This window comes from Stenotrophomonas sp. YJH_SMC_16, from assembly GCF_059367875.1.
On record NZ_JCAFRH010000003.1, the window covers coordinates 345,839 to 369,584 of the forward strand.

A 23,746-nucleotide genomic window follows, 5' to 3' on the forward strand; every position below is an offset into this window, starting at 1 on the left:
GCCGACCGATGATGTTACACGGCTGGCGGGGGTTCAGCGTGCGACGAAGGTCGACACCGCGCCGGCCAGGCGCTCCCTGTCCATATGGGGGTCGAACCAGCGCGCATCAAGCTCGCCACGCAGCCAGGTCAGCTGGCGCTTGGCCAGCTGGCGGGTGGCGAAGATCGCCTTGTCACGGAAACGGGCGGCATCGCCCTCGCCGTCGAGGTATTCCCAGGCTTGGCGATAGCCGACCGCACGCACCGCCGGCAGGTCCAGCGGCGCCGTCACGGCGGCCATTTCCGGCATTGCACGCAGTGCCCGCACCTCGTCCAGGAAGCCCTGCGCCAGCATGGCGTCGAAGCGGGCCTCGATGCGCTGGTGCAGGACGGCGCGGTCACGCGGTGCCAGGATCAGTTTGAGGGTGCGTACCGGCAACGGCGCCACGCCCGGCCGACGCTGCCATTCGGTGATGGGGGTACCGGTCAGGCGGTAGACTTCCAGCGCCCGCTGGATGCGTTGCGGGTCGGTGGCATGGATGCGCGCGGCCGCTGCCGGATCGACCTCGGCCAGCTCCGCATGCAGTGCCGCCCAACCACGCTCGGCCGCCTCGGCGCTGAGCGCCTCGCGCATTACCGGGTCAGCCTCCGGCATCGGCGACAGGCCCTGCAGCAGGGCCCGGAAGTACAGCCCCGTACCACCTGCCAGGATCGGCGTTTTGCCACGCGCCACGATGTCGGCCACGACCCGGCTGGCATCGGCCGCGAACTCGGCTGCCGAGTAGGTCTGCCAGGGATCGCGCAGATCCAGCAGATGATGCGGCGCCTGTGCACGCTCGGCGGCGTCAGGCTTGGCCGAGCCGATGTCGAGGTGGCGGTAGACCAGCGCCGAGTCGACGCTGACGATTTCGCCATCCAGCTGCTGTGCCAGGGCGATCGCGGTGGCGGTCTTGCCACTGGCGGTCGGCCCCATCACGGCGATCGCCAGTGGCCGCCGGTCGATGCCCATCAATCTTCGTCCGGCCAGCGGATCGTCGGCGTGGCGTCGGCACGTGGCGTCGGCACGGCGTCGACGGCCTGCCAGATCTTCAGCGCATCGACGGTCGCCGCCACGTCATGCACGCGCACGATTCGCGCACCGCGCTGGACCGCGATCAGATGCGCCGCCACCGAGGCAGCCACCCGTTCGGATGGCGTGTCGCGGCCGGTCAGTTCGCCCAGGCTGCGTTTGCGCGACAGGCCAGCCAACATCGGCACGCCCAGTTCCAGGAAGCGTTCCGAGCGCGCCAGCAGGGTCATGTTGTGGGCAGTGGTTTTGCCGAAACCGAAACCGAGATCGATCAACAGGTTCTTCTTCGCAATGCCCGCCATCTCGGCAGCGAACAGGCGCTGCACCAGGAAGCCGTGCACCTCGGCGACCACGTCGTCGTAATGTGGATCGGCCTGCATGTGGCCTGGCTCGCCCTGCATGTGCATCAGCACCACCGGCACGCCGGTTGCAGCGGCGGCGTCCAGCGCCCCGTCCTGACGCAGGCCGAAGATGTCGTTGATCATGCCGGCGCCAGCGGCCACCGCCGCGCGCATCACCTCCGGCTTGAAGGTGTCGATGCTGATCGGCACCTGGGTGCGGGCGGCCAGCTGCTCGATCACCGGAATCACCCGGCGCAGCTCATCCTCGATCGACACCGGCGCAGCGCCCGGGCGGGTCGATTCGCCGCCGATGTCGAGCAGGTCGGCGCCCTCCTCGACCAGCTTCAGACCGTGGGCGACGGCCGCCTCGGTGGTGTCGTGCGCGCCGCCATCGGAGAACGAGTCCGGGGTGACGTTGACGATGCCCATGACCTGGGCACGGTCGAGGCGCAGGATGCGGCCGGCGCAGTCGAGCTGGGGCGAGGTATCGAACATGGGCAATCCTGCTGGGACAACGAAAGGTAGTTTAGTTCGGCAGGGCGGCGCCCTGCACCCGCAGAGGCCAGAGCGACAGCAACAGCCGGAGCAACAGCGGGTTCACTGAAGAATGGCGGGGTGGGTCCGGTTGCGGGGGCCGCTGCAAGTACGTCCATGTAAGCTCGGTCGCCGCATCCATGCGGCTCACGCCCCCGCAACCGGACCCACCCCGCCTTCGACAGATTTCCGCGATCTGCAGTAGATCCACGCCATGCGTGGATGAATCTCCATCGGAATCGAATATTTCGAATTGGAATCGAAATTCATCCACGCATGGCGTGGATCCACCGTGTCGACCAAGGTCGACACCCACCAACAGCAGCAGAAATCTGTCAGAGGTGGGGCGGTGTCGGAGGGCGGGGTGTCAGCCGCATGGATGCGGCTGCCAAGCCCCCATGGACGGGTTCACGGCGTCCCCGCCCTCCGACACCGCCCCGCCAAACCACGGAATGTTGCTGTTGCTGTTGCTGTTGCTGCTGAGGTTGCCGGCCAGCGGCCGGCACTACCGCGGGTGCAGGGCGCAGCCCTGCCGATACCCCTCAACGGCGGCGGCGCTTGCGATCCACGTACAGGGTCCTGGCGATGCTCAGCACGATGCCAACGGCGATACCCACCACGCAGCCCAGCAGCAGATTGTCGGCCCCCAGGCCCACACCCACGCCGACCACGGTGGCGATGACCATTTCGGCGGTGTGGGAAATCGGTTCGGGCTTCGGGGCGGACATGCGGGCTCCAGCGTCAGATCGGTTCTTCAGGATGGGCCGATGGCCCATAAACAACGAAGCCGGGTTACCCCGGCCTCGTCTGGTGTCACGTGCAGCGGGCCGTCAGTGCGATTCGGCCGGGCCTGCGATCGGCGGCAGCGGACGGGCGTCGCCGCCCTTGTCGTTGCCACCATCCTTGTTCGACTTGCTCCAGCCGGCCGGCGGCGGCGGATCGCGGCCTTCCATGATGGCGTCGATCTGCGGCGCGTCGATGGTCTCGTACTGCAGCAGCAGCTGGGACATCGCGTGCAGCTTGTCCAGGTTGGCCGTCATCAGCTCGGTGGTGCGCGCGTAGGCTTCGTCGAGGATCTTGCGCACTTCCTCATCGATGCGGCGCGCGGTGTCGTTGGACACGCTCTTGTGCTGGGTGACCGAACGGCCCAGGAACACCTCGTCATCCTCTTCGCCATAGGCGATCGGGCCGAGCTGGTCGGACAGGCCCCACTTGGTGACCATGTTGCGGGCCATCTTGGTGGCGCGTTCGATGTCGTTGGAAGCGCCCGTGGTGACCTTGTCGGCACCGAAGATCAGCTCCTCCGCCACACGACCACCGTACAGCGAGCACAGCTGCGACTTGATCGCCACGCGATTCATCGAGTACTTGTCGCCTTCCGGCAGGTACATGGTCACACCCAGCGCACGGCCGCGCGGAATGATGGTGACCTTGTAGACCGGGTCGTGCTCGGGCACCAGGCGGCCGACGATGGCGTGACCGGCCTCGTGGTACGCGGTGAGCGTCTTCTCTTCTTCGCTCATGGCCATCGAGCGGCGCTCGGCACCCATCAGGATCTTGTCGCGGGCACGGTCGAAGTGGTCCATGCGGACTTCCTTCTCGTTGCCACGCGCAGCGAACAGGGCGGCCTCGTTGCAGAGGTTGGCCAGGTCGGCGCCGGAGAAGCCCGGGGTACCGCGCGCGATCACCATTGGCTCGACATCGTCGGCCAGGGGCAGCTTGCGCATGTGGACCTTCAGGATGTGCTCGCGGCCCTTCACGTCCGGCAGGCCGACCACGACCTGGCGGTCGAAACGGCCCGGACGCAGCAGCGCCGGGTCCAGCACGTCCGGACGGTTGGTCGCGGCGATCACGATCACGCCTTCGCCGCCTTCAAACCCGTCCATCTCGACCAGCAGCTGGTTCAGGGTCTGCTCGCGCTCGTCGTGACCGCCGCCCAGGCCGGCGCCACGGTGGCGACCGACGGCGTCGATTTCGTCGATGAAGATGATGCACGGCGCGTGCTTCTTGGCCTGCTCGAACATGTCGCGCACGCGGCTGGCGCCGACGCCGACGAACATTTCAACGAAGTCCGAACCGGAGATCGAGAAGAACGGCACCTTGGCTTCGCCGGCGATGGCCTTGGCCAGCAGCGTCTTGCCGGTACCCGGCGGGCCCACCATCAGCACGCCGCGTGGAATCTTGCCGCCCAGCTTGGTGAACTTGGACGGGTCGCGCAGGAAGTCGACCAGTTCACCCACTTCTTCCTTGGCCTCGTCGCAGCCGGCGACGTCGGCGAAGGTGACCTTGATCTGGTCTTCGCCCTGCAGCTTGGCGCGCGACTTGCCGAAGGACATCGCGCCCTTGGCACCGCCGCCACCGCCCTGCATCTGGCGCATGATGAACAACCAGAAGCCGATGATCAGGATGACCGGCAGGAAATTCATCAGGATCGCGCCGAGGGAAATGCCGCTGGACGGCTCCTCCTGCACGATCTCCACGTTCTTGGTGCGCAGCACGTTGATCAGGTCACGATCGAACGGCGCGGTGATGGTGGACGACTGCCCACCGCGGGTGGTGTAGGTCAGCTGGCTGGTGCCGCCGCGCATGTCGCCGCCGAAGGCGACCTTCTGCACGTTGCCGCTGTCCACCTGGTCCAGGAACTGCGAATACGACGCGCCCTGCGCCCCGGCCCCGGAGGACTTGGGCGAGAAGCTCTGGAAGACCACCATCAGCACGACGGCGACGACCACCCATAGCAGGAGGTTCTTGGTCAAGTCGTTCATCCTCATTGGCTCCGGTGTTCCTCTCAGTGCTGGCGTTGCGTTGGGGTCGAACTTGCGTACGTTGCGAGCTTACTTCATGTGGGCGCGTTTTCCCTGACCCAAGGCATACACCTCGGGAGAGCGCTTGCGCGAGGCTTCCGGCTTGCGGATGGAGACTTTGTCGTACCGGCGGCGCATGTCGCGCACGTAGTCGTCAAAGCCCTCGCCCTGGAACAGCTTGATCAGGAATGCCCCACCGGTTTTCAGGTGGTTGTCGGCAAAATCCAGGGCCAGCTCCGCCAGGTGCATCATCCGCGGCTGGTCGACCGCGCCCACACCACTCTTATTGGGGGCCATGTCCGACAGCACAAGGTCTACCGGCTGATCCCCGAGCATGGCTTCAAACTGTGATAGAACGGCTTCTTCCCTGAAGTCACCATGAAGGAACTCGACGCCGGCCAGCGGCGGCATGTCCAGGATGTCCAGCGCCAGCACGCGGCCGGTGTCGCCGATCTGTCTCCGAACCTGCTGAGACCAGCCGCCCGGGGCCGCGCCGAGGTCGACCACCACCATGTGCGGCTTCAGCAACCGGTCACGTTCCAGCAGCTCTTCGAGCTTGTAGGCGGCGCGCGAACGCATGCCTTCGGCCTGGGCCTTCTTCACGAAGGGGTCGGAGAAGTGTTCCTTGAGCCAGCGCTGGCTGCTTTTGCTGCGGGTAGCCATTGAAAATAGGGGCTGATGGGGTCCTCATGATACCCTGATCGCCCCATTCAACCGTGTTTTCCTGCATGTCCATCGCCCTGACCGCTTCCCAGACCCGTTTCCTGCGCGGCCAAGCCCACGACCTGAAGGCCCTGCTGCAGACCGGCGGCAAGGGTGTGACCCCGGCCTTCATCGCTGAGCTGAACGAAGTGCTGGAGCGCCACGAGCTGGTCAAGGTGAAGGTCGCTGCCGAAGACCGCGACGCCCGTGACGTGATGATCGGCGAGATCGTCGAAGCCACCGAAAGCGCGCTGGTGCAGCGCATCGGCCACGTCGCCGTGCTGTACCGCCCGAGCAAGGAACAGCGACAGATCGTGCTGCCGCGCGGCTGATCGCCCTACTGCCATGCAGCTGAACCACGAACCGCCAGATTACGCCTACAGCCTGCGCGCCGCCGATGGCCGCTCGGCCCGGGTCAACGAGCTGGTGCTGGGCAGCAGCTTCTTCCTGACCCCGGACCAGCTGGTCGAGCGCTGGCCGGTGAAGCAGGCCACCGAACTGCAGCTGGCCGACCTGGAGCCGATCCTGGCGCTGAACCCGGCGCTGATCGTGCTCGGCACCGGTGACCGCCAGGTGTTCCCGCCGGCGGTGGTGATGGCCGCCTGCCTGTCACGCGGCATCGGCCTGGAAGTGATGAACACTCCGGCCGCCGCACGCACCTTCAACATCCTGGCCGGCGAAGGCCGCAAGGTCGCCGCCGCCTTCATTCTCGAAGGCTGACGTGGCGTCGCCGGGCATGGCCCGGCAGTGCCCTGGATCACACGTACTCTGTAGCGCCCCAGCCCATGCTCGGGCGGCGCCGCGTCGCGGCGCGGAAAGCCGCCGGGCGTGACCCGGCGCTACCCGATCACACGGTGATCAGCGTGCCGGCAGATACTGCTGCGGGTCGACCGGCTTGCCGTTGTAACGAATCTCGAAGTGGACCATGTCGCGGTTCGCACCGGTACGGCCCATTTCCGCAATCTGCTCACCGGCCTTCACGCTCTGGCCTTCGTTCACCAGCCGCTTGCGGTTGTGGCCATAGGCCGACAGCCACTGGTCACTGTGCTTGATGATGATCAGTTCACCGTAGCCGACCAGGCCGGCGCCGGAATACACCACCACGCCATTGGCGGTGGCCTTGACCGCCTGGCCGCTGGTGCCGGCGATGTCCACGCCCTGCTTGGTCGCATCACCGGCCACGTAGCGGCCGACGATCGCGCCGTCAGCTGGCCAGCGCCAGGCGATGTTGCTCTTCACCGGACCGACTGGCGCCGGGGCCCGCGCGGTGCTGCCGCCACTGCTGCCACCCGAGCGCGGCGGGGTCACCACCGTGGTCGGCGCGCGGCCACCGCTTGCACCGGCCGGATACAGCCGGATCACCTGCCCCGGGTGGATGGTCGAGGGGTTGTCCAGGCTGTTCCAGGCAATCAGGTCGGCCGGGGTGATGTCATGGATGCGGGCCAGCGCATAGATGGTGTCGCCCTTGCGCACCACCACGGTCTGCCCGGGCTTGGGCACCGAGGTCTTCGGCGTGGTCACACCACTGGCGGTGCTGCCACCACCCGGGCGGACCACAGTGGCGGTGCCGCAGGCGGCCAGGGTGGAAACCAGCAACGCCAGCGCGCCGATGCGCACTCCCTTGCTCAGACGATCAGGACTCATGCGAACTTCGACCTCCATACAAGCCAGGCGATCAGCACCACCACCAGCGCGGTGGCGATCCAGCCCAGCGGTTCAATCCAGCGACGCAGTGCCGCTTCGGCACGCGCACCACCGATACGGATGACCGCAGCCAGCACGAACACGCGCTTGCCGCGACCGATCAGCATGCTCAGCAGGTACTGCGGCATCGGTACGCCGACGATACCCGATGCCCACGTGAAGACCTTCATCGGGATGGGCATGAAGCCGCCCAGCACCAGGAAGGTGAACACCGCCCAGGGCGACTCGGCCATCTTCGCCTGCACGGTGATGATGCCCTGCTCGATCGCCGGCAGCATGCCCAGCGCTTCGAACAGCGGCTTGATCGCCTCGAAGGCGTAATGACCCAGTGCATAGCCAATCAGCGCGCCGACCATCGAGCCGGCCAGGCTGAGGGTGGCGAACCACCAGCCGCGCTTGGGCTGGGCCACGCACATCGGTGCCAGCATCACCTCCGGCATCACCGGGAAGATGATCGCCTCGAAGAAGCTCAACACCGTCAGGTAGGTCGGCGCGCGCTCGTGCGCCGCCCACTTCATCGCCCGCTCGTACAGCGGCCCGAAAATCTTCATGCAACCCTGCTCCGTGGATTAGTCGAGCATGCCAGACAGCAGCGGCACGAACGTGACCGGCGCCAGCACGTGTTGTTCGATGCTGCCGTCGGCCTTGCGGTCCAGCTGTACCAGCGACTGCGCTCCGGGGCCACCGACCGGCGCCACCAGGCGGCCGCCCTCGGCCAGCTGCTCGATCAGGGCGTCGACCAGTGCCGGCGCCGCCGCAGTGACCACGATGGCGTCGAACGGACCGTGCTCGGCCCAACCGACGCGGCCGTCGTCATGCTTGGTGCGGATGTTCATGCCCAGCGCACGGAAGCGCTTGCGGGCCTGGCGCAGCAGATCGCCGATGCGCTCCACGGTGTAGACCTCCAGGCCCAGCGCACCGAGGATGGCGGCCTGGTAACCGGAACCGGTGCCGACTTCCAGCACCCGCTTCGGCGCGACCTGGAGCACCGCCTCGGTCATTCGCGCGACCACCCAGGGCTGCGAGATGGTCTGGCCGTGGCCGATCGGCAGGGCTGTGTCTTCGTAGGCGCGTGACGCCAGTGCCTCGTCGATGAACAGATGGCGCGGCACCACCCGGATCGCGTTCAAGGTCGGCTCGTCGACGATGCCGGCTTCGCGCAGGCGATCGACCAGTCGGTCACGCACGCGCTGCGAGGTCATGCCGATACCGACGGCTTCCGGTTGCAGGCGCAGGCGTGGGCTCATGCCGGCTGGTCCAGCGCCGCACTGAGGCCGCCAACCCAGCTGGCCACCTTCTCCAGTGCCTGGTAGCGGGTCAGGTCGACCTGGATCGGGGTGATGGAGATGTGGCCGGTGCGCACCGCATGGAAGTCGGTGCCGGGACCGGAGTCCTGCTCACGACCAGCCGGGCCGATCCAGTACACCTCGTTGCCGCGCGGGTCCTTCTGCGCGATGCAGCCTTCTGCACGATGGCGGTTGCCGAGGCGGGTGACCTCGAAGCCCTTGACCTCGCTCCACGGCAGATCCGGCACGTTGACGTTGAGGATGGTGTCAGCCGGCAACGGATCGGCCTTGAGCCGGGCGACGATCTCCACTGCGGCGCGCGCGGCGGTTTCGAAGTGCTTCGGATCGTGGTTGCGGGTGACCAGCGAGACCGCCACCGCCGGCAGGCCGAGGAAGCGGCCTTCCATCGCCGCCGAGACGGTGCCGGAATAGATCACGTCATCGCCGAGGTTGGCGGCGTTGTTGATGCCGGACACGACAATGTCGGGTTCGAACTCGAGCAGCCCGGTCAGCGCAAGGTGCACGCAGTCGGTCGGGGTGCCGGCCACCGAGACGGTGTAATGGTCGATGCGCTTGAGGCGGATCGGCAGGTCCAGGGTCAGCGAATTGCTGGCGCCGGAGCGATCGCGGTCGGGTGCCACCACCGTGACTTCGTGTCCGGCCTCGCGCAGCACCGAAGCAAGCATCCGGATGCCTGCGGCGTCGACGCCATCGTCGTTACTGACCAGGATTCGCATCTTCGATTTAACCGCTTGATTTTCCAAGAATTCGATTCCATCACCGTGCAGTGTGGGCGGGACCGTCGTACTCCCCTGCGGAAGCCGTCGACCCTGCAAGGGCATCGTCTATTGTGCCGCATGCGAGCCGCTGGTCCTACCCTGCCGGCGGTCACGGCCGACATCGAACCGTCATAGGCAGACCTGCGCCGGCGGTTTACCCTGTGCGCATGTCGCACCCTGAAGACGAAGATCCGGCCGCATTGTTCCGTGCGGCCATCGGCGAAGTGACGCCGCTGCGCAAGGATGCCGAGCCGGCACCGGCTGCGCCCCGGCCGAAGCCGCGCGCGCGCATGGCCGAACGTGACGAGGCCGAAGCCGCCGGCGAGTTCGCCCGGCTGCTGCGCGACAGCACGCCGCTGGAAGCCGGCGACGTGGCCAGCTATCGCCGCGACAACCTGCCACCGCGCCTGTTCCAGCGCCTCAAGCGTGGCCAGTATTCGGTGCAGGACGAGCTGGACCTGCATGGTGCCACCGCCGCGCAGGCGGAGACGCTGCTGCGCCAGTTCCTGCTGGAGGCGCATGCACACGAGTATGGCTGCGTGCGCATCATCCACGGCAAAGGATTGCAGTCCGATGGCGGTGCGCCGGTACTGAAGAACCTGGTCGACCGCCTGCTGCGGCTGCGCAACGATGTGCTGGCGTTCCACTCGGCGCCAACCGGGCAAGGCGGTACCGGCGCGGTACTGGTGCTGCTGGCACGGCGGTGAGGTAACGCATCCACGCATGGCGTGGATCTACTGTGGTGAGCGGAGGAAAGTAGATCCACGCCATGCGTGGATGCTCTTCGCCTCCGTCCCCTTTTTCTGTCAGGCCTGCGAGGCGTCTTCGACCGGGCCGAGCTCGTGCAGCACGGCGGTGGCGTAGCAGCCCGGCGGCAGCGCGAACGACAGCTCCAGTACGTCATCGGCCAGCCATTGGTGCTGCAGCAGCGCCGGGCGCAGCCGCAGCGCGCGGCGCTCCTGCTTCAGCCGTGCGCCTTCCAGGCCGGCACGCAGGGCCTTCGATTCCTCGTCGTCCAGCGCGGCCAGCTCCAGCTCGCGTGCCGCATCGGTGCTGCGCAGCTCGCCTTCGCCCCACAGCGGCGCGCTGGGATGGATGTCGAAACGCGCCAGGCGCTCGGCCAGCACGTCGGTGTACGGCTCGGGTCCGAACACGCTGCGGCTGCCATCGAGCATCCACACTTCGCCCTCCAGCGGCTGATCCCAGTTGCCCTGCTCCACGCGCGCGGCCAGCACGCGGTTGAACAGCGCCGAACGCGCGGCTGACAGCAGCAACGAACGCTGATCCTTGCGCATGCGGCGGCCACCGAACATCGCCAGTGCCGCCGGTACGTTGCCGCCGTCGCGGCCAAAGCGCTGCTCGCCGAACCAGTTCGGCAGGCCGCGCTCGGCAACCTGCTGCAGGCGTTCGCTGATAGCTGCGGCATCGCCCTGCACTTCACGCAACACCAGCTTGAAACGGTTGCCGGCCAGTGCGCCACGCTGCAGCTTGCGGTTATGCCAAGTCGCTTCGAGCACTTCGATCTCATCACTGGCCAACTCGGCCAGGTCCGGCGCAATGCGCTTGGGCAGGTGCACGCTGAAACGCTGGGTGGTGACCGCGTGACGATCCTTCATGCCGGCGTAGCTCACCGCCATTTCCGGCAGGCCGGCCCACTTGGCCAGCACCTTGGCCACATGCACGGTGTTGGCGCCGCGCTTGCGGATATGCAGCAGCAGGTGCTCACCTTCGCCGGTGGCCTCGAAGGCCGGCAGTTCGTCCACCTGGAAATCGTCCGGCGTGGTGCGGATGCGCGCCGTGAGCAATGGCGCACCGAATGCAAGCGGCAACGGAATCATGCGGCCACCAGCAGCACCACGGCCTGCGCGGCGATGCCTTCACCACGGCCGGTGAAGCCCAGCTTTTCCGAGGTGGTGGCCTTGACGCTGACCGCATCCAGCGGCAACTGCAGCAGCTCGCCGATGCGCTCACGCATGGCCAGCGCATGCGGGCCAACCTTGGGCCGCTCGCAGATCACGGTGATGTCGGTGTTGCCGACACGCCAGCCACGCTCACGCAGCAGGCTGTCGCAGTGGCGCACGAAATCACTGCTGTCGGCGCCCTTCCAGCGGCTGTCGCTTGGCGGGAAATGCTGGCCGATGTCACCCAGCGCCAGTGCGCCCAGCATCGCGTCGCACAGAGCGTGCAGGATCACGTCGCCGTCGCTGTGTGCGAGCACGCCGCAGCTGTGCGGTACGTTCACGCCACCGAGCATGATGTGATCGCCTTCACCGAAGGCATGGACGTCATAGCCCTGGCCGATGCGGACGGGCGGGAAAGGTGCGGTGCTCATGGATGCAACCCTTGCAGCAGGGCCGCGCGGGCAATCAGCTGGCGCGGCGGGAAAGTACGAATTCGAACCGGTCCAGATCGGCCGGGGTGGTGACCTTGAAGTTGTCCTCGCTGCCTTCCACCAGCAGCGGGCGCTGGCCCTGGCGCTCCATGGCCATGGCCTCGTCGGTGACTTCAACACCGGCGGCGGCAGCTTCGGACAGCGCGCGGCTGAGCTGATGGCGACGGAACAGCTGCGGGGTCAGTGCGCGCCACAGGCGCTCGCGCGGCTCGGTGCCGTCGATGCCACCGTCGTCACCCGCACGCTTGAGGGTGTCGCGCACCGGGGCGGCCAGGATCGCGCCAACCGGGTCGGCACGGCCGACTTCAAGCAGGCGGCCGAGATCGGCCAGGGACAGGTTCGGTCGGGCTGCGTCATGCACCAGCACGAACTCATCGGCGCGCACCGACTCCGGCAGCGCCTGCAACCCGGCCAGCACCGAAGCGGCACGAGTCGCGCCACCGACACAGGTCAGCACCGGCTTGCCCGCCCACTCGTTCCAGCCCGGCCAGTCGGCGTCGTCCTGGCCGATCACCACCATCGCACCGGCCACAGCCGGGTGCGCCAGCAGGGCGTCCAGGGTATGGGCGAGCAGGATCTGTCCACCTGCCTGCAGGTACTGCTTGGGCAACGGCGCGCCGAAGCGGGTGCCACGGCCAGCAGCCGGAACCACGACCCAGATCGCCGCACTCATGGCACGTCCGCCGGGTGCTCGCCGACCTGCGCGCTGACGCTCGCCGCAGGCTGCGCCGGATGCACCGGCGCATCCTCGACCACGCGGTAGAACTTTTCGCCAGGCTTGATCATGCCCAGCTCGCTTCGCGCGCGTTCCTCGATGGCGGACTGGCCTTCCTTGAGGTCCTTCACTTCGGCAGCCAGCGCATCATTGCGCTGCTGCAGGCCCTCATTGTCCCGCTCCTGGTTGGCGACCTGGGCTTCGAGCATCATCACTTCACCCGAATTGCCCGGACCGAACCAGAAGCGGTACTGCAGCCAGCCCAGCAGCAGGGCCAGCACCAGCAGCATCCAGCGCCAGTCGCGCATCGGCTCAGCGCTTCAGCGAAACGAACGCGTCACGACCGGCGTAACGCGCGCCGGCGCCGAGGGCTTCCTCGATGCGCAGCAGCTGGTTGTACTTGGCCACGCGATCGCTGCGGCACAGCGAGCCGGTCTTGATCTGGGTGGCGGTGGTGGCCACGGCGATGTCGGCAATGGTGGTGTCTTCGGTTTCGCCCGAACGGTGCGAGACCACGGCGGCATAGCCGGCGCGATCGGCCATGGCGATCGCTTCCAGGGTTTCGCTCAGGGTACCGATCTGGTTGACCTTGATCAGGATCGCGTTGGCGGTGCCCGAGTCGATGCCTTCCTGGAAGATCTTCGGGTTGGTCACGAACAGGTCGTCGCCGACCAGCTGCACCTTCTTGCCGATGCGGTCGGTCAGCAGCTTCCAGCCGGCCCAGTCGTTCTCGGCCAGGCCATCTTCAATGGTGATGATCGGGTACTGCGCGGCCCAGTCGGCGAGGAAGTCGACGAACTGCTCGGAGGTCAGGCGCTTGTTCTCGCCGACCAGGTTGTACTTGCCGTTCTCGAAGAACTCGCTGGAAGCCACGTCCAGGCCCAGCAGCACGTCTTCACCGGCGGTGTAGCCGGCCTTGCCGATCGCTTCGAGGATGGTGTCCAGCGCTTCGACGTTGCTGCGGAAGTCCGGCGCGAAGCCGCCTTCGTCGCCGACCGCCGTGCTCAGGCCGTGGCCCTTCAGCACCGACTTCAGCGAATGGAAGATTTCGGTACCGGCGCGCAGCGCTTCGGAGAACGAGGTGAAGCCGACCGGCAGCACCATGAACTCCTGGAAGTCGACGTTGTTGTCGGCATGCGCACCGCCGTTGATGATGTTCATCATCGGCACCGGCAGCGACGGGCTCACGCCGGTCTTGGCGGCCAGATACTGCCACAGTGCCTGCTTGCTCGATGCGGCGGCGGCGTGCGCGGCGGCCATCGAAACACCCAGCAGTGCGTTGGCGCCCAGGCGGCCCTTGTTCTCGGTGCCATCGAGGTCGATCAGGCGACGGTCGAGGCCGGCCTGGTCGGTGGCCTCGACGCCCTTCAGCGCGGCGGCAATCGTGGTGTTGACGTTGTCGACGGCCTTGCGCACGCCCTTGCCCAGGTAACGGGTCTTGTCGCCGTCACGCAGCTCGACCGCTTCCTTGGTGCCGGTCGAGGCGCCGGAGGGAACCGCGGCACGACCGAACGAACCGTCCTCCAGGATGACTTCGGCTTCCAGCGTGGGGTTGCCACGGCTGTCGAGGATTTCACGGGCGTGGATGCTGCGGATCGTACTCATGGTCGGACCGGTTACCTGTCTGGAGAGGGGCGACAAAACGAATGCCGCGTGATTATCCCCGGCTGCCCGCCACTTGCCAAATGGAATGGGCGGCTTCAGCCCCAGCTGGACCCGATCACGATCAGCACCAGCGACACCAACATCACCAGCAACGCACCGGCAATCGCCGCCAGGATGGGGCCACGCCGCCGTCGCCAGGCCAGCACCATCGCCACCGGACTACCCAGGAAGGACAGCACCATCGTGACCAGCGCGCCCAGCAACCACCACTGCGTGGCCTGCACGCCGTTGTTTCCGTCCCCCGGCGGCCGGAAACTGGCGGTGAAGGCCAGCACGCCCACCACCAGCGCGATCCAGGTCAACACGGACAGCCCCAGGGCGATCAGGCCCCAAGGCCAGCCGCGCGCCGATGTGGTCGTATTCATCAAAGCACTCCGTAGAACAGGGCGCCCAGCCACAGCGAGAGCAGGATGATCGCCAGGCCAGCGGCCACCTTGCCGCGATTCAACCGCCAGGCCAGCACGGCGGCAGCGACGCATCCCGCGGCACCGAGCAGCTCCGCCACCAGCAGCGCAATGAAGTACGCGCGCAGATTGAGCGCGCTGCCACCATCACCCGGTGGCCGCACGGATGCGGCGCCGATCAGCACCAGCCCGAACATGCCCACGGTGAACAGCACGGCCAGGGCCAGTGCGATCAAGCCCCACGGCCACTGCTTCCAGTGCCGGCGGCGGCGCTGGTCCTCCAGCGCCCGCCACGGGTCACGACTCACGCGAAGCGCGAGAAGCCGTGCTTCTTGGTCACCGCATCGAGTTCCATCAGGGTCTCGAGCAGCGCTTCCATCTGGTCCAGCGGCCACGCATTGGGGCCATCGGACAGCGCCTTGGACGGGTCCGGGTGGGTCTCGGCGAACAGACCGGAGATGCCCACGGCCACCGCAGCACGGGCCAGCACCGGCACGTGCTCACGCTGGCCACCGGAACTGGTGCCCTGCCCGCCCGGCAACTGCACAGAATGGGTGGCGTCGAACACCACCGGGCAACCGGTATCGCGCATCACCGCCAGCGAACGCATGTCGCTGACCAGGTTGTTGTAGCCGAAGCTGGCACCGCGCTCGCAGACCATGATCTGCTCGTTGCCGGTGGCCTTGGCCTTCTCCACGACCGGCTTCATGTCCCACGGCGCCAGGAACTGGCCCTTCTTGATGTTGACCGGCTTGCCGGCCGAGCACACCTTGCGGATGAAGTCGGTCTGGCGGACCAGGAACGCGGGGGTCTGCAGCACGTCCACCACCGAGGCCACTTCGTCCATCGGGGTGTATTCGTGGACGTCGGTCAGCACCGGCACGCCGATCTGCTTCTTGACCTCGGCCAGGACCTTCAGGCCCTCCTCCATGCCCGGGCCACGGAAGGCGGTACCCGAGGTGCGGTTGGCCTTGTCGAAGCTGGACTTGAAGATGAAGTTGACGCCGAGCTTGTCGGTGATCTCCTTCAGCTTGCCGGCGGTATCAAGCTGCAGCTGCATCGACTCGATTACGCAGGGGCCGGCGATCAGGAACAGGGGCTGGTCCAGCCCGACCTCGAATCCACACAGTTTCATGGCGTTTCCTTGTTGTCCGCAGCACCGGCCGGGCCGGTGCGCTGGGGGTTGAAGCATGCAGGATGGGGACCGAAGCCCCCATTCACAAGTCAGGCGCGCGCTTCGGAAAGCAGCTTGCCACCGGCCTTGCGCTCGCGCGCGGCACGGATGAAACCGATGAACAGCGGATGGCCGTCACGCGGCGTGGACAGGAATTCCGGGTGCGCCTGGCAGGCCAGGAACCACGGGTGCGCATCGCGCGGCAGCTCAACCACTTCCACCAGGGTGTCGTCCATCGACTTGCCGGCGATCACCAGGCCGGCGTCTTCCAGCTGGGTGCGGTAACGGTTGTTGAACTCGTAACGGTGGCGGTGGCGCTCGGCGACCACGTCCTTGCCGTACAGCTCGCGGGCCAGCGTGCCCGGCTTCAGGCGCTGCTCCTGCAGGCCCAGGCGCATGGTGCCACCCAGGTCGCTCTTGTCGTCACGCTTCTCGACATCGCCGGTGGCGGTACGCCATTCGGTGATCAGGCCGATCACCGGGTTCGGCGACTGGCGGTCGTTCTCGGTGCTGTTGGCGCCTTCCAGGCCGACCACGTTGCGCGCGTAATCGACCACGGCCGCCTGCATGCCGTAGCAGATGCCGAAGTACGGCACGTGCTGCTCGCGGGCGAACTTCGAAGTCTGCACCTTGCCTTCGAAACCACGGTCACCGAAGCCACCCGGCACCAGGATGCCGTCAACATCGGCCAGTGCGGCCATGTCGGTGCCTTCCAGGTCCTGTGCTTCCAGCCACTTCAGGTTGACCTTGGTGCGCTGGCGCAGGCCGCCATGCTTGAGTGCTTCACCGACCGACTTGTAGGCGTCCTGATGGTCCACATACTTGCCGACTACGGCGATGGTCACTTCGTCCAACGGGTGCAGGGTGGCGTCGACCGCGTCTTCCCACATCGACAGATCGACCGGACCGGCCTTGTCGGCCAGCTTCAGCTGGTTGACCACGATTTCGTCCAGGCCCTGCGCGTGCAGGCCCGACGGAATGCGGTACAGCACGTCCACGTCCGGCACGCTGATCACCGCGCGCTCGGAAACGTTGGTGAACTGGGCGATCTTGCGGCGCTCCGAATCCGGCACCGCCTGCTCGGAGCGGCACAGCAGCACGTCCGGCTGGATGCCGATCGAGCGCAGTTCCTTCACCGAGTGCTGGGTCGGCTTGGTCTTCAGCTCACCGGCGGCGCCGATGTACGGCACCAGGGTGAGGTGCATGAACAGCGCCTTCTCCGGGCCACGCTCCGTGCGCACCTGGCGGATCGCCTCCAGGAACGGAAGCGACTCGATGTCGCCGACGGTACCGCCGATCTCGACCAGCGCCACGTCGTAGCCTTCGGTGGCTTCGTCGATGCAACGGCGGATTTCATCGGTGATGTGCGGAATGACCTGCACGGTCGCGCCCAGGTAGTCGCCGCGGCGCTCCTTGCGGATCACGTTCTCGTAGATGCGGCCGGTGGTGACCGAGTTCTTGCGGCTCAGGCGGGTGCGCACGAAGCGCTCGTAGTGGCCCAGGTCGAGGTCGGTCTCGGCGCCGTCGTCGGTGACGTAGACCTCACCGTGCTGGAACGGGCTCATGGTGCCCGGGTCGACGTTGATGTACGGGTCGAGCTTCATCATCGTGACCTTCAGGCCACGGGCTTCAAGAATGGCGGCCAGTGACGCAGCGGCAATGCCTTTGCCGAGCGAGGACACCACGCCGCCGGTTACGAAAATCAAGGGAGTCATGGCTGCAAGCATCCTGTCTGGAAATGGAAAACGGCAGCACCACGCGCGCCCGGAGGGCAGGCATGGTGCTCGGAGGGGGTTTTCCGGTTCGCTGGGACAGCGAGGGAGGTGCGGATCCGTGCGGCGGCAGGCGCCGGACCGGGACCACCGTGCGAGGTCGGGGCGGCCGTGCCGGTCAAATCGACCGTCACCTGCGACCCGCCATGCTGGAAGCCACGCTTGGCCGCTCCAGCCCATTCGCAAAGGGTGGACACGCACTTACTCCCGGAAAGCCATAGTTTACAGATTGATGGCCGCCAACCCAAGAGGCAGATGGCACGCCACTAAAAAGAAACGCCCCGCAATGCGGGGCGTTCCGGAGCGCAGCCCTTGTCGCAAGGGCGCCTGGCAGGTTGCGGGATCAGCGCTTCTTGCGCGCTTCCTCTTCCTCTTCCTGCTGCGGGGCCGGCTGGCCCTGCGCCTTCATTTCGGCATTGGCCTGCGCCCGACGCTTGGCCTTGGCATCGGCCTCGGCCTGCGCCTTGTCGGCCTGGTCACCCTGCTGAGGGGCCGGCTGGCCGGCGTTCTGGGCCATCACCAGCGGCACAGCAACGGCGGCAGCGGCCAGGATCGCAATGGTCAGCAACTTCTTCATGAGGTCCTCCTCGCGGTGTGGCTTGGATGTTTCGACCCAACGGGGGTCGCCGGCGTTCAGATTCCAGCGGCTGCCATTTTACCCCCTCTGCGTCGCCGAGACTGAACCGCAGGCGTGCAAAATCCCGTGCCAGACCCCACACTTGCCCGTCGCTCCAAGCTTTCGAAGACAGATGAACGCCCGTTATAACGCCGCCGATATTGAAGTCCTGTCCGGCCTTGACCCGGTCAAGCGCCGTCCCGGCATGTATACCGACACCGCGCGCCCGAACCACCTGGCGCAGGAAGTGATCGACAACTCGGTGGACGAGGCCCTCGCCGGCCACGCCCGCTCGATCGAGATCACCCTGTACAAGGACGGCAGCGTGGAGGTCAGCGATGACGGCCGCGGCATGCCGGTGGACATCCATCCGGAAGAGAAGATCCCGGGCGTCGAGCTGATCCTCACCCGCCTGCACGCCGGCGGCAAGTTCAGCAACAACAACTACACTTTCTCCGGCGGCCTGCACGGCGTCGGCGTCAGCGTGGTCAACGCGCTGTCGACCCTGGTGGAAGTGCACATCAAGCGCGAAGGTGCCGAACACCGCATCACCTTCCGCAACGGCGACCGTGCCACCCCGCTGGAAGTGGTCGGCAGCGTCGGCAAGAAGAACACCGGTACCCGCGTGCGCTTCTGGCCCGACCCGAAGTACTTCGACACGCCCAAGTTCGCGGTGCGCGCGCTCAAGCACCTGCTGCGCGCCAAGGCCGTGCTGTGCCCGGGCCTGACCGTGAAGCTGACCGACGAAGCCACCGGTGAAGTCGATACCTGGTACTACGAAGACGGCCTGCGCGATTACCTGAAGCTGGAACTGGGCGATCGCGAGATGCTGCCGGCCGAGCTGTTCGTCGGCAACCTGAAGAAGGACACCGAAATTGTTGACTGGGCCGTGGCCTGGCTGCCGGAAGGCGAGCTGGTGCAGGAAAGCTACGTCAACCTGATTCCCACTGCCCAGCACGGCACCCACGTCAACGGCCTGCGTACCGGCCTGACCGAGGCGCTGCGCGAGTTCTGCGACTTCCGCAACCTGCTGCCGCGTGGCGTCAAGCTGGCCCCGGAAGACGTGTGGGACCGCGTGTCGTTCGTGCTGTCGCTGAAGATGACCGACCCGCAGTTCAGCGGCCAGACCAAGGAACGCCTGTCCTCGCGCCAGGCTGCTGGCTTCATCGAAGGCGCCGCCCACGATGCCTTCAGCCTGCTGCTGAACCAGAACGTGGAACTGGGCGAGAAGATCGCCCAGATCGCCATCGAACGCGCCAGTGCGCGCCTGAAGACCGAAAAGCTGGTCGTCCGCAAGAAGGTCACCCAGGGCCCGGCCCTGCCCGGCAAACTGGCCGACTGCATCAGCCAGGACCTGTCGCGCACCGAGCTGTTCCTGGTGGAGGGTGACTCGGCAGGCGGCAGCGCCAAGCAGGCGCGCGACAAGGACTTCCAGGCGATCCTGCCGCTGCGCGGCAAGATCCTCAATACCTGGGAAGTGTCCTCCAACAGCGTGCTGGCGTCGGAAGAAGTGCACAACCTGGCCGTGGCCATCGGCTGCGACCCGGGCAAGGACGACATTGCCGGCCTGCGCTATGGCAAGGTCATCATCCTGGCCGACGCGGACTCGGACGGCCTGCACATCGCTACCCTGCTCACCGCGCTGTTCCTCAAGCACTTCCCGGCGCTGGTCGATGCCGGCCACGTGTTCGTGGCCATGCCGCCGCTGTTCCGCATCGACGTGGGCAAGCAGGTGTTCTACGCCCTGGACGAGGAAGAAAAGCGCTCGATGCTGGACAAGATCGAACGCGAGAAGATCAAGGGTGCGATCAACGTCACCCGCTTCAAGGGCCTCGGCGAGATGAATCCGCCACAGCTGCGCGAGTCGACCATCCACCCCGACACCCGCCGCCTGGTGCAGCTGACCGTGGACGACGGCGAGCAGACCCGCTCGCTGATGGACATGCTGCTGGCCAAGAAGCGTGCCTCCGACCGCAAGGGCTGGCTGGAGTCGAAGGGCGACCTGGCTTCGCTGGAAGTCTGACTCCCGCAGCCCTCCTGTAGAGCCGAGCCCACGCTCGGCTGCATTCCGCGCCGTGCCGGGCAGCCGAGCATCGGCTCGGCTCTACAGACATCCCGCCCCCATCGGCAAACCCGGCGGCGCCATAATGCGCGTCCATCCGCGTGGATCATCGTATTGGCCAGCCACTCGCTGCTGTTCCCGGGCCTGCCGCTGCACAGCGCACGCCTGGTCCTGAGCCCGATCCGCCGCGACGATGCGGCCGCCCTGTTCGCGATCCAGTCCGATCCGGACGTGATGCGGTTCTGGAACCACCCGGCGTGGACACGACCGGCCGAGTCGCGCGCGCAGATCGACGATGATCTGGCCGCACAGGCCACTGGCACCCAGCTCAAGCTGGCCGTGCGCGAAACGCTGGACGGTCCGTTGCTGGGCATCTGCGTGGTGTTCGCCCTGGACCGCGATGCCGCACGTGCCGAGATCGGCTACCTGCTGGCCCCCGACAGGCAGGGCCGGGGCTACATGCACGAAGCGCTGCAGCACCTGCTGGACTACCTGTTCCAGACCCTGCACCTGCATCGCGTGGAAGCCGAGGTCGACCCGCGCAACCAGCCCTCGGCACGCGTGCTTGAACGGCTGGGCTTCCACCTGGAGGGCGTGCTGCGGCAGCGCTGGCGCATCCAGGGTGAACTGTCCGATTCGGCGGTATACGGCCTGCTGGCCGACGACGTGCGCACACCCCTGCCCGCTTGACCCAATCTGGCCAGTGGCGGCCTCGACCGGCGGGCATGCCTTTGGACACATACGGCATGCCCGCCACCGGCCTAGCATCGGAACCCCCTTCCGCTGCCAATCCGGTGCCATGAAGTCCCTGCTGCACACTGCCGCGCTCTGCGTCGGCCTGCTCATCGCCCCTGCCACGGTACTGGCCGCGCCCGCCGCCGACGCCAAGCCCGACCCGAAGGACGACAAGACCGAAGCGCCTGCGCTGCCCGCCGATGCGTCGGTCCGCCAGAGCATGCGCCTGGCCGGCCGCACGCTCGACTACACCGCCACCGTCGGCACCCTGCCGGTGCGCGACGACAAGGGCAAGGTGATCGCCGATGTGGTGTTCACCGCCTACACGATGGCGGGCAAGGATCGGCCGGTGACCTTCGCGCTCAATGGCGGCCCCGGTGCCTCGTCGGTCTACCTCAACATGGGCGCGATCGGGCCCAAGGTGGTCACCTTCGGTTCGGAAGGCGACAGTGCCTCGGCCCCCGCCACCCTGCACGACAACCCGGGCACCTGGCTGGACTTCACCGACCTGGTGTTCATCGATCCGGTCGGCACCGGCTTCAGCCGCGCGCGCATCGGCGATGACGAAGCGAAGAAGCAGCTGTACAACCCCAGCGCTGACATCGAGTACCTGTCGCGCTCGATCTACGACTGGCTGCTGCGCAACCAGCGCATGGGTGCACGCAAGTACCTGACCGGCGAGAGCTACGGTGGCTACCGTGGCCCCCGCATCACCCACTTCCTGCAGACCCGGCTGGGCGTGGCGATGAACGGCCTGGTGCTGGTCTCGCCCTACCTGAGCCCGACCCTGGAAGACAACGCCGATGTCTCGCCGATGGCATGGATGCAGACACTGCCGTCGATCGCCGCCGCGCACCTGGAGCGCCAGGGCAAGCTGACGGATGCAGCGATGCGTGACGTGGTGGAGTACACCCGTGGCGACTACGCCACCGCGCTGATGAAAGGCCGCAGCGACCCGCAGGCGACCGAGGCGATGCTGCGCCGGGTAACCGAACTGACCGGGCTGGACCCGCAGTTCGTGCGCCGCGCCGGTGGCCGCCTGGAGACGCAGGCCTATCTGCGTGAGGTGTTCCGCGACAAGGGCACGCTGGGCAGCCGCTACGACTCGAACGTGACCGCGTTCGATCCGTTCCCGAATGATCCGGAGCAGCGCGCCAATGATCCGCTGCTGGACAGCATCATTGCACCGACCACCACGGCGATGGTCGACTTCGTGACGCGCGTGGTCGGCTGGAAGGTGGATGCGCGCTACCAGGCGCTGAATTACGACGTGAACCGGCTGTGGGACCGCAACGGCGAGCTGCGCCAGGGCGCGGTGACCCAGCTGCGCCAGGCGGTGGCGATCGATCCGCATCTGCAGGTACTGATCGTGCATGGCTGGAACGACCTGTCGTGCCCGTTCATGGGGTCGATCCTGACGGTGGACCAGATGCCGACGATGGGCAGCAACCCGGACCGGGTGCAGGTGCGCAGTTATCCAGGCGGGCACATGTTCTACAGCCGGGCCGACAGCCAGGCGGCGTTCCGCAGGGATGTGCAGGCGCTGTTCCAGCGTAATTGAGGGGTTCGGCCGGGCCTGCGGCCCGGCACCCGCCGAATCAACGGCAACGGCAAAAGCGGGCTTTCCGTGGTTGGGCGGGGTGGGGCCGGTTGCGGGGGACGCCGTAAACCCGTCCCTGGGGGCTTGGCCGCGGCATCCATGCCGCGGAAACCCCCACAACCGGCCCCGTCCCGCCTTCGACAGATCTCCGCGAACTGTCGGAACGGCGTCGTGCACTGCTCTGGTGGGTGTCGACCTTGGTCGACACGCTTGATACGGAAGAATGATCTGCCCATGAAAAAAGCCCGCCGGAATACGGCGGGCTTTTTTTGTGCAACGTGTGCGTGCAGATCAGGTCCAGCCGACCAGCTCGAACAGCTTCAGGATCAGGTACGCACAACCGCCTGCTGCCGGGATGGTCAGGATCCAGGCCCAGACGATGCGTTCGATCACGCCGAACTTCAGCGAGCGCGGGTTCTTGGCGAAGCCGACGCCCATGATCGCGGTGGAGATGCTGTGCGTGGTCGAGACCGGCATGCCGAAGTGGGCGGCCAGGGTCAGGATGGTGGCCGAGCTGGTCTCCGCGGCGAAGCCGTGGATCGGGTGCAGCTTGACCATCTTGTGGCCCAGGGTCTTGATGATCTTCCAGCCACCCGAGGCGGTACCGGCAGCCATCACCACCGCACAGGTCAGCACGATCCACATCGCGATGCCGTCACCGGCATGCGCATCCGGGTGCATGAAGGCCAGCCAGGACGGCAGGTCGTTCAGTGCGCCGGTGGCTTCTGCACCGATCAGTGTCATGGCGATGATGCCCATGGTCTTCTGCGCATCGTTGTGGCCGTGGGCAAAGCCCATGTAGGCCGCCGAGGCGATCTGCGCCTTGCCGAAGAACGCGTTGACGATGCGCGGGCGGGCCAGGCGGCCGATGGCACCACCGATCTTGGCCAGGCCGGCGATCAGCGCCCACAGCAGCACCATCACCACGATTCCGAGCAGGAAGCCGGCGATCGGCGAGGTGATCATCGGCACGAACACCTTCCACAGCAGGCCCTTGTTCTGCGCCCAGCTGCCCAGCCGCTCGGACCAGATCAGGGCGTCCCAGTTGTTGTGGGCCGCAGCCAGGCCGGCGCCGCAGAGGCCACCGATCAGGGCGTGCGAGGACGAGGACGGCAGGCCCTTCCACCAGGTGATCAGGTTCCAGATGATGCCGCCCAGCAGGGCGCACAGGATCACCTGCGGGGTGACGTCGACCACGTTGGTGTTGAGCAGGCCCGAGGCGATGGTCAGCGCCACCGCGGTACCGGTCAACGCGCCGATGAGGTTCATGAAGGCGGCCAGCATCACCGCCCAGCCGGGCGAGAGCACCTTGGTCGCCACCACGGTGGCAATGGAGTTGGCGGTGTCGTGGAAGCCGTTGATGAACTCGAAAACGAGCGCGGCCAGGATCACCACCAGGACAAGGGTCAACATG

The 23,746-nt window shown here is 66.8% G+C and carries 26 protein-coding genes; 6 read left to right on the forward strand and 20 right to left on the reverse strand.

Annotation, left to right across the window (positions count from 1 at the left end; all coding sequences use genetic code 11):
- Window positions 1–33: 33 nt before the first annotated feature.
- From miaA to rlmE, 5 genes are all read right to left on the reverse strand, one after another.
- Window positions 34–987, reverse strand: a complete 954-nt coding sequence (miaA, locus tag AC5P6E_RS09115) for a tRNA (adenosine(37)-N6)-dimethylallyltransferase MiaA (protein ID WP_019338213.1) — start codon at window positions 985–987, stop codon at window positions 34–36.
- Window positions 987–1,883 (reverse strand): dihydropteroate synthase, encoded by an 897-nt coding sequence (gene folP / locus AC5P6E_RS09120; protein WP_019338212.1) that lies wholly within the window; start codon window positions 1,881–1,883, stop codon window positions 987–989. Before folP ends, miaA begins: the two co-directional genes overlap by 1 nt.
- Window positions 1,884–2,464: 581 nt before the next feature.
- Window positions 2,465–2,650, reverse strand: a complete 186-nt coding sequence (locus AC5P6E_RS09125) for a hypothetical protein (RefSeq protein WP_005416039.1) — start codon at window positions 2,648–2,650, stop codon at window positions 2,465–2,467.
- Window positions 2,651–2,752: 102 nt separating this feature from the next.
- The gene (ftsH, locus tag AC5P6E_RS09130) at window positions 2,753–4,687 is read right to left on the reverse strand and encodes an ATP-dependent zinc metalloprotease FtsH (RefSeq protein ID WP_057502978.1); all 1,935 of its coding nucleotides are present in this window, start codon (window positions 4,685–4,687) and stop codon (window positions 2,753–2,755) included.
- Between the two features lie 69 nt (window positions 4,688–4,756).
- Window positions 4,757–5,389 carry a 23S rRNA (uridine(2552)-2'-O)-methyltransferase RlmE gene (gene rlmE, locus AC5P6E_RS09135; RefSeq protein WP_005409014.1) on the reverse strand — a complete coding sequence of 211 codons (633 nt, stop codon included), beginning with the start codon at window positions 5,387–5,389 and terminating at the stop codon, window positions 4,757–4,759.
- A gap of 65 nt (window positions 5,390–5,454) precedes the next feature.
- Between rlmE and yhbY the strand changes: the two genes are divergently transcribed.
- Window positions 5,455–5,760, forward strand: a complete 306-nt coding sequence (yhbY, locus tag AC5P6E_RS09140; RefSeq protein WP_004152868.1) for a ribosome assembly RNA-binding protein YhbY — start codon at window positions 5,455–5,457, stop codon at window positions 5,758–5,760.
- Between the two features lie 13 nt (window positions 5,761–5,773).
- Window positions 5,774–6,148 (forward strand): Mth938-like domain-containing protein, encoded by a 375-nt coding sequence (locus AC5P6E_RS09145; RefSeq protein ID WP_329834791.1) that lies wholly within the window; start codon window positions 5,774–5,776, stop codon window positions 6,146–6,148.
- Between the two features lie 138 nt (window positions 6,149–6,286).
- Here the strand turns inward: AC5P6E_RS09145 and AC5P6E_RS09150 are convergent, their stop codons facing one another.
- The 4 genes from AC5P6E_RS09150 to surE are packed head-to-tail and all read right to left on the reverse strand — an operon-like array spanning window position 6,287 to window position 9,155.
- Entirely contained in the window at window positions 6,287–7,072 is a 786-nt protein-coding gene (locus AC5P6E_RS09150) for a peptidoglycan DD-metalloendopeptidase family protein (RefSeq protein ID WP_329834789.1), read from the reverse strand.
- Complete coding sequence (locus AC5P6E_RS09155; RefSeq protein WP_010485975.1) at window positions 7,069–7,683, reverse strand: YqaA family protein; 615 nt, start codon at window positions 7,681–7,683, stop codon at window positions 7,069–7,071. The genes AC5P6E_RS09150 and AC5P6E_RS09155 overlap by 4 nt, the downstream gene beginning before the upstream one ends.
- An 18-nt stretch (window positions 7,684–7,701) precedes the next feature.
- On the reverse strand, window positions 7,702–8,379 hold the full coding sequence (locus AC5P6E_RS09160; RefSeq protein WP_010485977.1) for a protein-L-isoaspartate(D-aspartate) O-methyltransferase: 678 nt from the start codon (window positions 8,377–8,379) through the stop codon (window positions 7,702–7,704).
- On the reverse strand, window positions 8,376–9,155 hold the full coding sequence (gene surE, locus AC5P6E_RS09165; RefSeq protein ID WP_010485979.1) for a 5'/3'-nucleotidase SurE: 780 nt from the start codon (window positions 9,153–9,155) through the stop codon (window positions 8,376–8,378). The genes AC5P6E_RS09160 and surE overlap by 4 nt, the downstream gene beginning before the upstream one ends.
- A 209-nt stretch (window positions 9,156–9,364) precedes the next feature.
- On the opposite strand from surE, the gene AC5P6E_RS09170 reads away from it, so the two are divergent.
- Complete coding sequence (locus AC5P6E_RS09170; protein WP_005409007.1) at window positions 9,365–9,904, forward strand: Smr/MutS family protein; 540 nt, start codon at window positions 9,365–9,367, stop codon at window positions 9,902–9,904.
- Window positions 9,905–10,003: 99 nt separating this feature from the next.
- Here AC5P6E_RS09170 and truD read toward each other — a convergent pair whose 3' ends face one another.
- The 10 genes from truD to AC5P6E_RS09220 form a co-directional block, all read right to left on the reverse strand.
- Window positions 10,004–11,035, reverse strand: a complete 1,032-nt coding sequence (truD, locus tag AC5P6E_RS09175; RefSeq protein ID WP_071305430.1) for a tRNA pseudouridine(13) synthase TruD — start codon at window positions 11,033–11,035, stop codon at window positions 10,004–10,006.
- On the reverse strand, window positions 11,032–11,529 hold the full coding sequence (gene ispF, locus AC5P6E_RS09180) for a 2-C-methyl-D-erythritol 2,4-cyclodiphosphate synthase (protein WP_043402123.1): 498 nt from the start codon (window positions 11,527–11,529) through the stop codon (window positions 11,032–11,034). The genes truD and ispF overlap by 4 nt, the downstream gene beginning before the upstream one ends.
- Before the next feature lie 34 nt (window positions 11,530–11,563).
- Complete coding sequence (gene ispD / locus AC5P6E_RS09185) at window positions 11,564–12,262, reverse strand: 2-C-methyl-D-erythritol 4-phosphate cytidylyltransferase (RefSeq protein WP_010485984.1); 699 nt, start codon at window positions 12,260–12,262, stop codon at window positions 11,564–11,566.
- Window positions 12,259–12,612, reverse strand: coding sequence for a cell division protein FtsB (ftsB, locus tag AC5P6E_RS09190; protein ID WP_019338191.1), 354 nt, complete (start codon window positions 12,610–12,612; stop codon window positions 12,259–12,261). Before ftsB ends, ispD begins: the two co-directional genes overlap by 4 nt.
- 4 nt (window positions 12,613–12,616) lie before the next feature.
- Window positions 12,617–13,909: a phosphopyruvate hydratase gene (gene eno / locus AC5P6E_RS09195; RefSeq protein ID WP_057502983.1), complete on the reverse strand. Its 1,293-nt coding sequence runs from the start codon at window positions 13,907–13,909 to the stop codon at window positions 12,617–12,619.
- 95 nt (window positions 13,910–14,004) lie between these two features.
- Complete coding sequence (locus tag AC5P6E_RS09200) at window positions 14,005–14,334, reverse strand: hypothetical protein (protein ID WP_019338189.1); 330 nt, start codon at window positions 14,332–14,334, stop codon at window positions 14,005–14,007.
- Window positions 14,334–14,681: a hypothetical protein gene (locus tag AC5P6E_RS09205; protein ID WP_049435949.1), complete on the reverse strand. Its 348-nt coding sequence runs from the start codon at window positions 14,679–14,681 to the stop codon at window positions 14,334–14,336. The genes AC5P6E_RS09200 and AC5P6E_RS09205 overlap by 1 nt, the downstream gene beginning before the upstream one ends.
- Window positions 14,678–15,508 carry a 3-deoxy-8-phosphooctulonate synthase gene (kdsA, locus tag AC5P6E_RS09210; protein WP_019338187.1) on the reverse strand — a complete coding sequence of 277 codons (831 nt, stop codon included), beginning with the start codon at window positions 15,506–15,508 and terminating at the stop codon, window positions 14,678–14,680. Before kdsA ends, AC5P6E_RS09205 begins: the two co-directional genes overlap by 4 nt.
- Window positions 15,509–15,597: 89 nt before the next feature.
- Window positions 15,598–17,262 (reverse strand): CTP synthase, encoded by a 1,665-nt coding sequence (pyrG, locus tag AC5P6E_RS09215; RefSeq protein ID WP_019338186.1) that lies wholly within the window; start codon window positions 17,260–17,262, stop codon window positions 15,598–15,600.
- A gap of 400 nt (window positions 17,263–17,662) precedes the next feature.
- Window positions 17,663–17,896, reverse strand: a complete 234-nt coding sequence (locus AC5P6E_RS09220; RefSeq protein WP_010485998.1) for a hypothetical protein — start codon at window positions 17,894–17,896, stop codon at window positions 17,663–17,665.
- 172 nt (window positions 17,897–18,068) lie between these two features.
- Between AC5P6E_RS09220 and parE the strand changes: the two genes are divergently transcribed.
- The 3 genes from parE (at window position 18,069) to AC5P6E_RS09235 (ending at window position 22,293) form a co-directional block, all read left to right on the forward strand.
- On the forward strand, window positions 18,069–19,958 hold the full coding sequence (gene parE, locus AC5P6E_RS09225) for a DNA topoisomerase IV subunit B (RefSeq protein WP_019338185.1): 1,890 nt from the start codon (window positions 18,069–18,071) through the stop codon (window positions 19,956–19,958).
- 153 nt (window positions 19,959–20,111) lie between these two features.
- Window positions 20,112–20,687 (forward strand): GNAT family N-acetyltransferase, encoded by a 576-nt coding sequence (locus AC5P6E_RS09230; protein WP_049447770.1) that lies wholly within the window; start codon window positions 20,112–20,114, stop codon window positions 20,685–20,687.
- Window positions 20,688–20,796: 109 nt separating this feature from the next.
- Window positions 20,797–22,293: a S10 family peptidase gene (locus AC5P6E_RS09235; RefSeq protein WP_483698735.1), complete on the forward strand. Its 1,497-nt coding sequence runs from the start codon at window positions 20,797–20,799 to the stop codon at window positions 22,291–22,293.
- 330 nt (window positions 22,294–22,623) lie between these two features.
- Here the strand turns inward: AC5P6E_RS09235 and AC5P6E_RS09240 are convergent, their stop codons facing one another.
- A complete protein-coding gene (locus AC5P6E_RS09240) occupies window positions 22,624–23,745 on the reverse strand; it encodes an inorganic phosphate transporter (protein ID WP_019338433.1) in 1,122 nt (373 codons plus the stop codon).
- Window position 23,746 lies beyond the last annotated feature (1 nt).